At 36.7% G+C, this 13,002-nt stretch carries 13 protein-coding genes and 2 other annotated features; of the genes, 7 read left to right on the top strand and 6 right to left on the bottom strand.

Going from position 1 to position 13,002, the window contains the following annotated elements; all coding sequences use genetic code 11:
• Positions 1 to 124: 124 nt before the first annotated feature.
• Complete coding sequence (locus AAIE21_RS04505) at positions 125 to 880, bottom strand: HAD family hydrolase (RefSeq protein WP_343265641.1); 756 nt, start codon at positions 878 to 880, stop codon at positions 125 to 127.
• 116 nt (positions 881 to 996) lie between these two features.
• Here AAIE21_RS04505 and AAIE21_RS04500 point away from each other — a divergent pair, with 116 nt between their 5' ends.
• The 3 genes from AAIE21_RS04500 (at position 997) to AAIE21_RS04490 (ending at position 3,054) form a co-directional block, all read left to right on the top strand.
• Positions 997 to 1,950, top strand: coding sequence for a LacI family DNA-binding transcriptional regulator (locus tag AAIE21_RS04500; protein WP_343265916.1), 954 nt, complete (start codon positions 997 to 999; stop codon positions 1,948 to 1,950).
• 4 nt (positions 1,951 to 1,954) lie between these two features.
• Entirely contained in the window at positions 1,955 to 2,461 is a 507-nt protein-coding gene (locus AAIE21_RS04495) for a GNAT family N-acetyltransferase (protein ID WP_343265640.1), read from the top strand.
• 134 nt (positions 2,462 to 2,595) lie between these two features.
• A complete protein-coding gene (locus AAIE21_RS04490; RefSeq protein WP_343265639.1) occupies positions 2,596 to 3,054 on the top strand; it encodes a GNAT family N-acetyltransferase in 459 nt (152 codons plus the stop codon).
• Between the two features lie 80 nt (positions 3,055 to 3,134).
• Here AAIE21_RS04490 and AAIE21_RS04485 read toward each other — a convergent pair whose 3' ends face one another.
• Positions 3,135 to 3,317 (bottom strand): hypothetical protein, encoded by a 183-nt coding sequence (locus AAIE21_RS04485; RefSeq protein ID WP_343265638.1) that lies wholly within the window; start codon positions 3,315 to 3,317, stop codon positions 3,135 to 3,137.
• A 158-nt stretch (positions 3,318 to 3,475) separates the two neighbouring features.
• On the opposite strand from AAIE21_RS04485, the gene AAIE21_RS04480 reads away from it, so the two are divergent.
• Positions 3,476 to 3,853, top strand: coding sequence for an FAS1-like dehydratase domain-containing protein (locus AAIE21_RS04480; RefSeq protein ID WP_343265637.1), 378 nt, complete (start codon positions 3,476 to 3,478; stop codon positions 3,851 to 3,853).
• 50 nt (positions 3,854 to 3,903) lie between these two features.
• On the opposite strand, the gene AAIE21_RS04475 is transcribed toward AAIE21_RS04480, so the two are convergent.
• Positions 3,904 to 4,449, bottom strand: a complete 546-nt coding sequence (locus AAIE21_RS04475; protein WP_174098927.1) for a helix-turn-helix domain-containing protein — start codon at positions 4,447 to 4,449, stop codon at positions 3,904 to 3,906.
• Between the two features lie 157 nt (positions 4,450 to 4,606).
• Between AAIE21_RS04475 and AAIE21_RS04470 the strand changes: the two genes are divergently transcribed.
• Together AAIE21_RS04470 and AAIE21_RS04465 are read left to right on the top strand one after the other, a co-directional pair.
• Complete coding sequence (locus tag AAIE21_RS04470; protein WP_174098928.1) at positions 4,607 to 5,011, top strand: DoxX family protein; 405 nt, start codon at positions 4,607 to 4,609, stop codon at positions 5,009 to 5,011.
• Positions 5,012 to 5,032: 21 nt separating this feature from the next.
• Positions 5,033 to 5,890, top strand: a complete 858-nt coding sequence (locus tag AAIE21_RS04465; RefSeq protein ID WP_343265636.1) for a VOC family protein — start codon at positions 5,033 to 5,035, stop codon at positions 5,888 to 5,890.
• A 16-nt stretch (positions 5,891 to 5,906) separates the two neighbouring features.
• On the opposite strand, the gene AAIE21_RS04460 is transcribed toward AAIE21_RS04465, so the two are convergent.
• The 3 genes from AAIE21_RS04460 to AAIE21_RS04450 all read right to left on the bottom strand — a co-directional run bounded on the left by AAIE21_RS04460 (position 5,907) and on the right by AAIE21_RS04450 (position 11,471).
• Entirely contained in the window at positions 5,907 to 6,218 is a 312-nt protein-coding gene (locus AAIE21_RS04460; RefSeq protein ID WP_343265635.1) for a 4a-hydroxytetrahydrobiopterin dehydratase, read from the bottom strand.
• On the bottom strand, positions 6,199 to 7,956 hold the full coding sequence (locus AAIE21_RS04455; RefSeq protein ID WP_343265634.1) for an aromatic amino acid hydroxylase: 1,758 nt from the start codon (positions 7,954 to 7,956) through the stop codon (positions 6,199 to 6,201). The genes AAIE21_RS04460 and AAIE21_RS04455 overlap by 20 nt, the downstream gene beginning before the upstream one ends.
• A gap of 164 nt (positions 7,957 to 8,120) precedes the next feature.
• Positions 8,121 to 8,348: a binding site (T-box leader), on the bottom strand.
• A gap of 51 nt (positions 8,349 to 8,399) precedes the next feature.
• Positions 8,400 to 8,629: a binding site (T-box leader), on the bottom strand.
• A 94-nt stretch (positions 8,630 to 8,723) separates the two neighbouring features.
• On the bottom strand, positions 8,724 to 11,471 hold the full coding sequence (locus AAIE21_RS04450; protein WP_343265633.1) for a S8 family serine peptidase: 2,748 nt from the start codon (positions 11,469 to 11,471) through the stop codon (positions 8,724 to 8,726).
• Positions 11,472 to 11,789: 318 nt separating this feature from the next.
• Between AAIE21_RS04450 and AAIE21_RS04445 the strand changes: the two genes are divergently transcribed.
• Positions 11,790 to 12,977 carry a TolB family protein gene (locus AAIE21_RS04445; RefSeq protein ID WP_481858660.1) on the top strand — a complete coding sequence of 396 codons (1,188 nt, stop codon included), beginning with the start codon at positions 11,790 to 11,792 and terminating at the stop codon, positions 12,975 to 12,977.
• The last annotated feature ends 25 nt before the right edge of the window (positions 12,978 to 13,002 follow it).

Genomic DNA, 13,002 nt, shown 5'->3' with positions numbered 1-13,002 from the left:
GGAAGTTCTTGGCCATTGATAGAACAGGATAAATATCTAGTATATAAATGAAATTCTACACCCCCCTCAGAGCTGTAGCTTTCTTTATACTAGTTATGATATGGATGCAGTAGACAAGTTTTGTCTACTGCTTTTTTTTCGTTAAAACTTGTATATCACTGTAATCTTTGATGAGAAAATCTGCATACGGTGTTAACTCTTCTATTGCATGTTCATGATTAGCAATGCCTACAGCAATACTTCCGGCCTCTTTAGCCATTTTTACATCTACAACAGTATCTCCAACCATTACTAGCTCATTTGGTCTAATATCAAGCTGTTCACATGCTTTTGTAATCATTTCTGGATGAGGCTTTCCGTTTTCTACATCTTCTGGCGTAAAGAGAAAATGAAGTGGTGCTATGTTAAGTAAATCAATACACTTTTTTGTCCTCCCTTTATTATCTGAGGTAAGAACACCTGTGTATATTCCTTCTGTTTGCAAAGAAATAATGCATTCAGTTATCCCTTGAATAGGATGAAAAGCTTGTTCAATGGATAATTGCTCATTACTTTCTTCAAATATGGTAGTAGCGAGCTCTTTGCAACGGTGCCATGGATATTTTTTGATTTGATATAAAAGGCTGGCGACAACAATAATTTCTTCTTCTTCAGATGCGACCGCTAACAGGCCTTTAAAATCAACTTTGTTTGGAGGTATAAATCCAACGGCTTTTTCCCACAGGGGTTCATACTTTTTACCAACGATTTGTAAAAAATTATATTTTCGCAGTCTGTCAATTTCCTGCCAAAATGGAATCGCGTGAAATAATGTACCATCCTTATCAAAGGCAATTGCTTTCGTTTTAATAACCTCTCCAGAAATTTGAATTTTTCCCATATTTCAGGTCACCTCGTTTATAATAGTTACCATATACTGTACATTCTGAAATGCATTACAGGTCAAGGGGGGGAGTTAAGATTTCTACAATTGAAGATATCGCTAAATTAGCTGGAGTGTCTAAAGCAACCGTTTCCCGTGTGATCAACCATCATCCGTATGTACGTCCAGAATTAAGGGCGAGAGTACAAGCGATTATTGATGAAAAAAATTATGTGCCTGTGGCGACAGCGAAAGATCTACGTCGTCTACAAACAAATTTAATCGGTGTAGTCGTACCAAATTTACATCATCCCTTTTTTAGTCATTTAATTCAAGAGTTAAGTGATATTTTAAAAATAGATCGCTATGATGTCGTGATATTACAATCAAATTATGAAATTGAGAGAGAAAGAGAATTTTTACAATATATTAGGACGAAAAAGTTAGATGGGCTTATTTTTACTACACTTTCTTTGCCAATAGAGGAAATAGAGCATGCGATAACTTCAGGAGCTATTGTTATTTGTAATGAACATGTAGAAACAGAACTCGTACCTACGGTTCAATTTGATGAAGAGTTAGCCGGTTATATTGGAACGAGGCATCTTTTTGAAAATGGATATACACGTATAGGATTTTGTTACGATACATTAAAAAGTAAAGTGCAGAGACAGAGATATCAAGGATATAAACGAGCTTTAAAGGAGTACGGTATACAGTTGCAGCAAGAATGGGTATTTCCAAATTGCTATGGGCTGAAGGATGGGAAGAGGGTAATAGATAGCATTTACTCCATGCAAAATGCCCCGGATTCCATCTTTACAGGCAGTGATGAAATAGCTGCTGGAATTATTATGGAGGCTCAAAAGTTGAAAATTACGATCCCACAAGATTTTGGTGTTATAGGATTTGATAATCAAGAAATTTCGATGATGATGCATCCTAATATAACAACGATTAATATCTCCATTACAAGTATGGCAAAGAATTCTATCGTATTATTACATAAACAATTACGAGGAGAGCGTATACAACGTATACAATTACCGATTTCAATTATAGAAAGAGAATCTACAAGAAGGGAGTAGGAATATGTTCCATACAGATCGTTTACAATTTCAAAAATATACAATGGATAACTTAGATTTCTATGCTTCCTTATGGGGAAATGTGAAAGTAATGCGCTACATTGGGAACGGAACGCCAAAAACATATGTGCAGTGTAAGAAAAGTCTGGAAAGCTGGGTTCTTCCTAGTTATAAAAACGGTTTAGGATTATTTCTAATGATTGAAAAGGATACAGGTACTCCAATTGGTCATGCTGGGCTCGTTAGGCAACAAGTAGATGGTAAAGCGGAAATTGAAATAGGGTATTGGTTACTTCCTGAATATTGGGGGAAAGGGTATGCAAAGGAAGCCGCAACAGCGTTCAGAGACTATGGTTTCCAAGCGTTAGGATTAAAGAAGCTCATTTCTCTTATTAATCCAGATCATCCCGCATCTATTTTCGTAGCTAGAAAAACAGGATTAAGTTATGAAAAAACTGTATCATTTCATGGGATATATGCTCTTGTATATGCTATTAAAAGAGCGGGATAATTAATAGTTTGTATAGTAATCACAAGAAGTGCAAAAGAAAGTAATAGTAAAAATTTCTCCATTTTTTCTCCTTTTTAAAAAGGTGATATTTAACTCTTAAAGAATAGTATATAACAATAAAAGGGGGAATGGGATTGTATATTTATCATAACGGACTTATTATTCGTGAAGGAACGACAGGTGTACCAGCTTATGCAATTAAAAGTTTATTTGAAGATGCGGGCTGGAGTAACAATAACATTCCATCATGGCAAATTGAAAAATTTACGATAGCATTTGAAAATTCAACATGGGCTTTTACGATTTGGGATGAGGAAGAAATGGTTGCGATGGTTCGCGTTATTTCTGATCAAATCATGGCTGCAAATATTATGGATTTAGTTGTGAAATGTGAATATAGAGGGAAAGGTTTAGGAAAAAAACTTGTTTCTCTTTGTATGCAGAAATTACCCCATGGAGATTGGTTTGCTCATACTTCTGCTAATAATTTTGATTTTTATCGCAGTTGTGGGTTTGAGGTGCGAGATTTATCACAAAATGGGACATGTGCTTATTATGGTTATAACGAAGCAAAAAAAGCAGGACATCGATAATCCTATTAGATAATAGAAAGAATGTAGAAAAAGATTGCTAGGCGATAGCAATCTTTTTTCGTTTATACAGATACAATATTTTACTGTACAAAAAAGAAATAGTGGACTGCGAATGAGATAGTAAACAAGGGGAGTAGGAATATCATTTTCTTTTTCAAATCTTTAAAGAAGGAGTTATTATTGGGAGCAAGCCAAATTTCTAATGTGGAATAGAAGAGTAATGAAACTGCTAATAATATGCCACCAACTAATTCAAATGTCATTGTTAAGACCTCCAATTTCATCAAAGATACTTAAATAATAACATGGAAATGTTAATTATTAACATTTTATAATGGCGTTTTTAGTGATTAAAATGAAGAACTGTTCATTTTATGATATAATTATAAAGAAAATTCAGAATTTTTAAAGGGGGATAAAATTGAATATTAAAGTAGGCGATACGTTTCAGTATGAAAGAATATTTACGGAAGAAGAAGTTCTCGAGTTTGCAAATCTTACAGGTGATAAAGGGAGACACCATATGGAATATGATGAGCAAGGGCGTTTAATGGTTCATGGCTTGTTGACTGCAAGTATAGGAACGAAAATTGGTGGGGATTTGCATTACATAGCACGGGAATTGGTAAGTGAATTCATCAGGCCTGTTTTCACGGGGGATACAATTACTTGCGATGTGACTCTTACAAGTGTGGAACAAAAGGAAGGGTATAAAAAGGTGTCGATAGAATCGGTGTATCGTAATCAAAAAGGAAAAGAGGTATTAATAGGGTCAAGTTATGGAATTATACGAGAATAATACAAAAAGCCTGTTTTCAAAAATGAAAAACAGGCTTTTTACATTGTCTTTTAATATACACGCTTTCGATTTTCAGCATGGCTGGAGATAAGTAATAGTGCAGCCTCATCACCAATATTACGTACAATATGTGGTACGCATGCGCTCCAGGAAAAAGAATCTCCTTCTTCGACAATTGCGATATCTTCTCCATGCTGCACTTCTAATTTCCCGCGTAAAACAAGATGACATTCTTCACCTTCATGAGCGTTCGGTGTGTTTTCTTTTGGGAAACCGATAGGGATTTCTACTAAAGATAAGCGAAGACCACCTTGTTCAGCGACATGTTCAATCTTCTGTTCATCTTTTCCATACACACTGTATTTTCGTTCTTCTTTTTTAACAATTTTCATGCGATCTTTTTGCTCAAGTAATAAGTAAGGAAGAGGGACATTTAAAAAATTAGAAATTGTTTCTAAAGTTGAGATAGATGGAGAGGTTTTGTTATTCTCGACTTGACTCATAAAACCTTTAGAAAGCCCTGTTCCTTCGCAAATTTGAGCGATCGTTATGCCTCTGCGTTGGCGAATTTCACGTATTGCAGAACCGATATTCATACGAATCAAGCTCCTTTTTGTAGACAACTATTTGTATCATAGCAAATATTTTTCATTTTTTCTCAAGAAAAATGAATTGACGAATAAAAAAAATTATTGTATGTTTTGTAATGTGAATAAAAGTTCTATATAACAAAACTATAAAGGAGAGAATAAAATGAATCAACATATTGGAAATTTAATTATTCGTATCGTATTAGGAGTAACATTCTTTATGCATGGTTTGGCAAAGTTCCAATCAGGCATTGATAATATTGCAGGATGGTTTACAAGTATTGGTTTACCCGGAGCTCTTGCATACGGCGTAGCGACAGTAGAATTAGTTGGTGGTCTATTATTGATTATCGGTTTAGGTGTACGTTATATTGGGTTATTATTTGCACTTATTTTAGTTGGAGCAATTGTAAAAGTAAAATGGTCTGCTGGTTTACTAGGAGATGGAAAGAATCCAGGATACGAATTAGATCTTGCATTATTAGCAATGGGGCTTTACTTATTTGTTGCTAAAGCTGAAGGTTTTGTAGATAATTTCTTAAAAGCGACTGTGTTTAAAAAAGACTAATTTTAATGGGGGTATAACAATATGAGCTTTCAACTTCATCCCAACACAACACTCGGTGCGGTTCATTTAGATGTATCGAACTTACAACAGTCTATAGCATTTTATACGGATGTATTACGACTGAAAGTGGTAATAAAAGAAGAGAATATTGCTACACTTGGCAATGAAAATAATGAACCACTTCTTATAATAGCGGAGAAAGAAAATGTTCTTCCAAAACAAAGAAGTCGTACTGGTTTATATCACTTTGCAATCTTACTACCAAATAGACAAGATTTAGCAAATATTCTTCTTCATCTTGTGCAAAAAGTGTATCCGTTGCATGGTGGGGCAGACCACTATTTTAGCGAAGCGATTTATTTAGCTGACCCAGATGGAAATGGGATCGAAATTTATCATGACCGTCAAAAAGAAGCGTGGCGTGATGAAAAGGGAGAGCTTCCGTTTGTTAGCAATCCATTAGATGGTGAAGGATTATTAGAACAAGCAAATGAGTGGAATGGATTCCCAAGCGGAACAGTAATGGGACATATTCATCTCCATGTAGCTGATTTAGAAGAAGCAAAACGTTTTTATGTAGATGGACTTGGATTTGAAGTGACGATTCCAGCTCGAAATGGTGCGTTATTTGTTTCAGCTGGTGGTTATCATCATCATGTTGGGTTAAACACATGGCAAGGCGAAGGTGTGCCGCCACAAATGCCAAATTCTGTTGGTTTGAAATATTTCACTATTGTATTAGCAGATGAAAAAGAAAAAGAGCAAGTGTGTGAAAGCTTAAAATATATTGGCGCGGTTGCGACGTACAAAGATGGAATATTGCAAGTTGAGGATCCATTTGGTCACTGTATTCACTTCATTACAAAAGGAGAAGCCTAATCAAGGCTTCTCTTTTTTACTTTCTTATAATTGCTTTTTCATTTTGTAAAAAAAGCTCATTAAACTGTCTTGCAAGTTCAAAATCAAGTTTAGTTAGGCCTTTTGCATTCCATGATGACAAAGTGATAATGACTGCTTTATACTGGATAAGGATAAATGGATGGTGGTTGTGTTCTTCTGATAGTTTGGCGGCTTCAGAGACAAATTCGACACCTTTTAAGTAGTCGGAAAACATATATTTTCTTTCAATCCATTTTTCATCTTTCACTGTCCATTTATCCAGCTTCATTAATTCTTTTTGTACTTCCTCATCTGTTAGTCGTAGCATTCTTTTTCACATCCTTTATTGGAAGTAGGGCAACACCATTGTTAATTAAACGTTGTACAGATTCATTTTCTGTAAAAGTAGAAAGTTGTTGTAATAATGCAGCAGATGCTTTATGCCCTTTGTTATGCTCTAAAAGTAATTCTAAAATTTCAAGACGAAGTAACCATTCCTTTGTATAGAACTTATTTAGTACCTCTTGAATGGCTACTAATTGTTCTACGTGTGAATCTTGCAGCGCGCCTTCATTTCGAATATCACGAACAGTTTGATACATACGATCCAGCTCCGTTAATGTAAGCGGTGCTGGTGTTTCTTCTACTTCTTCATCTACCGGGAAAAATGCAGCTGCATCTGCTGCGCCTGGGAATACAGAAGCGATTTTTGCCCCAACTGCCATGTCAAACGCACCCCATGAAGCATCAAATAATAGACGATCTTTGTAAACAACTGTGCAATCTGTGAATGAAATAAGAGCGATCTGCTCATTGTTTTTCACAATATCCGTTACTGTTCCTTTTACATGAACACCGCTGACAAAGGATAGTTCCGCACGATTACCGATGATAATGCCTAGTGATTGTAACTCCTCATCAGTGCGATCTTCGAGTGAGATATTGCCTTCCAATAAACCAACTGGTGTACCAAAGCCATCTTGATGTACAGCTGTAGAATGATTCGGTAGTTGTTTATTGTTTAGTGCTAATGCAGTTGGTGTATTTGTTTTCATATAAATCACTTCACCAGCATCATTTTGAATTGTCTCTGTAAATGTACCTGTAATTTGTAACCCACTACTTAATTCAGCAGTTGCATTGTTTTCAGAACGAATTGCTTTTTCTAATCCTTCTGCACCACCTGTTTTAAAAGCCATTGTTTCAGAGAAGTTTTCAAGTGCCTCTGTTAGCTCTTCAAATGACCCGCATACAAATAGCTGAGGCTGCATTTTCGTAACGTCATAAGTCGTTTTTGTGCAAGCTTCAATTGAGAATGGAACTTTTTCTACAGCGTCTGTTAAGCAATGCTTACTTTCACCAACCGAAGAAAGAAGACCTGCTCCGTAAATTTTCGGGTTATTTATATCTCCAATTAAACCGTACTCGACTGTCCACCAGAAGAGACGCGAAATTTGCTCTGCCTCTGATAAGCCAGAAACAAGTTTTTGCTTTTCCATAACTTCTTTTTCAGCTGCTGAAACTTCTTCCGTTGTAGAAGTTGGACTTTCCTTCACAATGGTTAAAGTACGCACAGCTTCAAAAGCATCGTGTTCTTCTTTCGTTGAAAATGCTTTTGCTCCAATTTGTCCAAATCGTTTTACATATTTTGCATATGTAGGATCAAGTAAAATCGGTGCATGTCCAGCTGCTTCATGAACGATATCAGGGGCTGGCGTATATTCAATGTTTTCCACTTTACGAATATCTGTTGCAATCGGTAATAAGCCATGCCCTTGGAAGTCAAAGAACGCTACACCAGGAATAAGGCCGTCAATTGTTACGGCGCCCCAGCCACTTGGTGCTAAGCATTCATTCATTTCTTCAACCTTTGGAATCGCATCTATATTAATACCGGATGATTGGAGTCCGTTTACATAGGCTGGATGTGCGACATCTTTTAGAAAGCTATGATTTTGTCTCATAATGTAACGCCACACAGCGTGGTTCACCGGGGTGTACTGGTCGTAATGCTGAGTTGATACAAATGGTTTTAAATGTGATGGAATTTCTGTTTTCTTTGTCATGAAAGACATCCTCCTTTTTTTTCTGTAAAAATTGTTGCGGTTCCTTTTGTATGTATCACCACCTCTCAATAATTGTAAGCGCTTATAAAATTCTATCATAAGATTCGGAATTATTTAACATTTCTTTTTCGTGAGAAATAGAAAAAGCCCCTATCGAAAAAATCGATAGGGGCGAAAAAATCGCGGTACCACCCTATTTGTAAGCGACAATTTGCTTACATCTTAGTTGCTGATAACGGAAAAATCCGTCTTTTCCTTCATACCCGAACGGCACTACGAAAAAGAAGCTCCAGAATTGTAATTCGCACTTGTATATGTACTGATTCACACCAACCATCAGCTCTCTGAAACAGGGATATAAGTTACTACTGCGATTCTTTCAACGCGTAATATATGAAATTGTTTAAAAGAGGGGACGCAAAAAAGCCCCTATCGGAAAATCCGATAGGGACGATAGAAATCGCGGTACCACCCTACTTGTAAACAGAAAAAATTGTTTACCACTCACTTTAAGATAACGGAAAGATCCGTCTTTCTCTTCATACATAATTGTACTACGGGAAAGAAGCTCCAGAATTGTAATTCACGCTTGTATATGTACTGATTCGCACCAACCATCAGTTCTCTTAAACAGGGATATAAGTCGCTACTAAGATTCCTTCAAAGCCAATATATAATTCGTTCAACTAAACTATGTTTTGTATTATAAAACTATATTTGAAAAGTTGTCAACAATAATTTTTAAAAATACGGAAGAGGATGACATTTTATTTTACTTCTAAATCAACATTTAATTCCGATTTATTTCCAGCAGCATCTGTTGCTACAATGTGAATCGTATTCTTTCCTTGTTGTAATTGTTCACGTTCAAAATAAATGCCAAAGTTCTTTTCCCAAGCGTTCACGAATGCAGATTCCCATGCTCCATTTCCATTGATTTCATATTGCATTGTAACAGGAAGACCTGGAGCAATCCAGCCTGACTCTGTCATCCAATCTAGTAATATATCATCGACTTTTCCTTTAATAACAAGGTTTTCTTGATCTACTTCAGCTGATAACTTTGGCGCATTTCGATCAATAAATACTGCTGCTGTTTGTTTTGTTTCACCGCCAGAATTTGAGGCAACAGCTTCGATTTGATATAAGCCATCAGGTAACTGTGAACCATCAGCTTTTGTGCCACTCCATTTTAATGGTTTATATCCTGCTGTTTCATTTTTTCCTTCATAAATAATTCCTTGATACGTTACGCGATCTTTCGTAATTAAGTTCGCATGTAATGTTACATGATCAACTGGTGTAGCTAAATAGTAGTGAATGAGGTTGTCATCTAGTATCGTATCACCGTTTGGACTAAAGGTAGAATTGACAACTTCTAAACCGTCAATACGTTTATAATCTTTTGGATCAATGCTAAATGTAAATGGGATACGGATTTCTTCATTGCTTCCACGTTCTTTTACATATACATTTCCTGTATATACACCTTGTGGTAAGGAGCTATCTACAGTAATTGTAAAAGGTTTTTCTACATTGCTGCTTGCTTGTACGCTAATAGAAGAAGGGAAAGAGGTACGAACCCCAGACTTTGTTTCTATTAGTTCAACACGAGTCGAATACGTTTTCTTTTTATTAGAACGGTTTTGTAATGCAATATTTTGCGTTAACTTCACCTTTCCGCTATTTGGTTTAATAAGGCCGAAGCTCACATTATTTGGTGTTACTAATGTTTCTGTTTGCAATGCTTTTGGAATATTAATTAGGCCGGATCCTTGTGTCATAACAGGATACGTGTTTTCATTTACATCTTTTAATGTTTTAGCTGTATTTGCAAGTGATGCTTTTAATTGTTCTGCTGACCAGTCTGGATGCATTTGGCGAATGAGAGCTGCTGCTCCAGCTACTTGTGGTGCAGCCATACTTGTACCATTGTGCGATTCATAGCCACCTCTTGGTACCGTGCTAGTAATTTTCACACCTGGTGCTACAATATCAGGTTTCACAAGCCAGCTTCCTTGTGATGGTCCGCGTGAACTAAAATTACCAATGAGTTCGGTTTGGTTTGGTTGCCCAATTGTTATGTTTTTCTTGCGCTTTGTAATTAAATTTTTTAATTCTTCTCCATTCGCATTTGAAAGTTGCATAACTGGAACGGCAGTTTCTTCACGAGAAAAATATTCTGGCATCATAGCAATTTCTTTTTCGTTGGAAATGAATAGAACACCAAGAGCACCGGCTTGTTTTGCTTGTTCTGCTTTTACTAAAGTACTAGAGGTTCCTTGTAAAACAAGAGCGAACTTGCCTTTTACATCTTGTTTTGCATAATCACCCGCTGAACCGTAACCAACGTAGACAAGAGGAGCGCCTGTTCCTGTCGGAAAATTTGATTTTGATAATGGTAGCCCTTGATATGTTTTATTGGAACCGGCTACTTGGAATGTTGGAAACGGGATAGAAGTAGTGGAAGCCCCAACAGAAATGACGCTGCTTGCGTTTGCTGGCGCATCAACAGACCAAGGATGTGGCCCATCATTACCATTTGAAATAACGGCAGTGACCCCAAGTTTCGCTGCACGTTCTAATGCGAGTGTTACTGGTTGACCTGGTACGTTTAAACTTTGTCCTAGTGATAAATTGAGGACGTCTGCACCATCTTGAATGGCACGTTCGATCCCTTGAATAATATCTTCAGTTGACCCAAGGCCCATGTCATTCATAACACGATAAGCTAGGATAGAAGCGTTTGGTGCAATTCCTTTTATATTTCCATTAGCAGCAATAATACCAGCGACATGGGTTCCGTGCACATTACCATCCATTGGATCATTATCTTCGTCAACAGCATCATATCCACCGATATAATTTGCTTTTAAATCAGGGTGTGTATAGTCAACACCAGAATCGATAACAGCTACTTTCATGCCTTTTCCGTCTAAAGGTTTACCAGTCGGATCCTTCAAATTCCAAGCTTCAGGTGCACCGACTGTTGGTCCGCCGATATTTGGGTTTTCTGGACCACCTTGGCTTTTGGCTGGGGTAGGTAACTTATATGTTAAATTTGGATAAATCGCTTTTACTTCCGGTAAAGAAGCAAGGTTGGCAATTTGATCTCCTGGAACAGAAATAGAGAAGCCAGAAAATAATGTACTATAGGTTTCTTTTATTTTTACTTGAGGTACTTTTTCTTTTATTTTTTTTGTAGTATCCTCTTGTGCCTTCTTGAGCCCAGCATGATAAGATTTTGCATTGCTATTTTGTAAGTCTGGAGCATGTTGAATATTCCCTTGTGAAGCAAGTGGAGCATGTTGCAATTCGACGATTACTGATATTTCTTTTGATGTTTTCGTATCGACATTTGCTGCAATTTTATTTTCCCCCCACTGCTGAATGTTTGCTTTTAGCTCTGGGCTAAATTGCTTTTCCTTTTGCAGCGTTTCGGCATGTGCGCTTAATGCACCAAAACTTGAAAAAACGAGTGCCATACTTAGTAATGCAGATGTAGTTTTTTTCATTGAAACTCCCCCTAATAAAATGTGCCAACCCTCTCAAAATGTATCGATAATCCTCTCGTATGGATTTGTGTAAAACAACATGAATGTTGGCTACATCATAAATTTGACATAATACTGCAAAATCCTCTGAAAATTCAAAATATTTTATGGTTTTTGTTGTGGGAAATGTAAAAATATAGGTTATTTTGTTAGGTTTTTAGGGATTTTGTATATAGCAGACTAAATGTGAGGGATGCTATGAAAAAGGAAAAGAGGTGAGATTACATCGTGAAAAAAATGATGGCTAGTTGCTCTATAGCTGTAATTCTATTTTTTCTTATGATGTCAGTTAGTAGCGCAGAGAGTAGAGCGGTTCAAGTTGCTTTCATTCGTGACCATGATCTTTGGATAAAAATCGATGGAAAAGAAAAGCAAATAACAAAAGGAGAGTACATAACAAAACCTAAATGGTCATACGATGGAAAATGGATGGCATACGCAAAAGGGGAAGAACAAAATTGGCTTGAATTGTACCGCGTTGCGGATGGGGAAAAAGTTGTTCCGTCTCAGACAGAAGCAATAAATTATCAATGGTCGCCGGTAGAAAATATAATTGCTTTTGAATTTACAGGCACATTAAATACATTTGATGCAGAGAAGAAGAATGCAACGTTTGAAAATGTATCATCAGGTGTGGGGGACTACGCATGGTATCCGGATGGAAAGAGATTTCTTGTTTCGTCTGAGGCTCAGTTACTTCCAACAGGTTGGACAGGAGCGCAGCTATACGAAGTACAAAAGGATGCTGGAATGAATCCAAATAAAATGAAGCATCTGTATTCATTACCGAGTATGCAGGAGGATTTCTTAGCTTATGTTGCAAGTGATTTCAAGTGGTCTCCAAATCAAAAGTGGATTACTTTTTTAGCTGTACCAACAGCTTCATGGTCAGCTGATAGTAATACACTTTGTCTTTTGAAAGCGGATGGAAGTCATTTTGAAAAGGTAGATCAAATGTTATTAAACAGCGGGTGGATACAGTGGGCACCGTCGAAAAATATATTAGCTTATATTGAGGGGAGCGGGAGGTTTGCGTTAGAAAATAAGCATTTAAAAGTAAAAGAAGTGCCAGCTCTTCAGCAAGAAAAATTTACTCCGAAAGGATATGTTGATTGGGATTTTACATGGTATGACGACAAACTGATTACACTTTCAAGAGCAAGAGAGATGGAGTGGGAAAACGAAGAAGAAAAAAGATCATTACCTTCTTTATATCAAGTTAATATTGAAACGAATTTACAACGAAAGATTACAATACCTCCTAAAAAATATGGAGATTATCATCCTTTGTATATGAAACGTAACAATCAGCTGACTTGGATACGCTCAAATCGTAAAACAGCTGACATGTGGTTGGCGAATGGGGATGGAGCAAATGCGAAGAAGTGGATTGAAAATATAGATGTTCCCCAGCCATATTATGAAAAGTGGAATTGGGAGGATGTTATTTCTGTAAAAGAGGATTAACAAAGCCACCTAAAATGTGAATTTT

The organism is Paenibacillus sp. 102, from assembly GCF_039549175.1.
Classification (GTDB): Bacteria; Bacillota; Bacilli; order Bacillales; family Bacillaceae_G; genus Bacillus_A.
The sequence above is the reverse complement of the archived record's forward strand: the minus strand, read 5'-3'. Positions and strand labels throughout refer to the sequence as shown.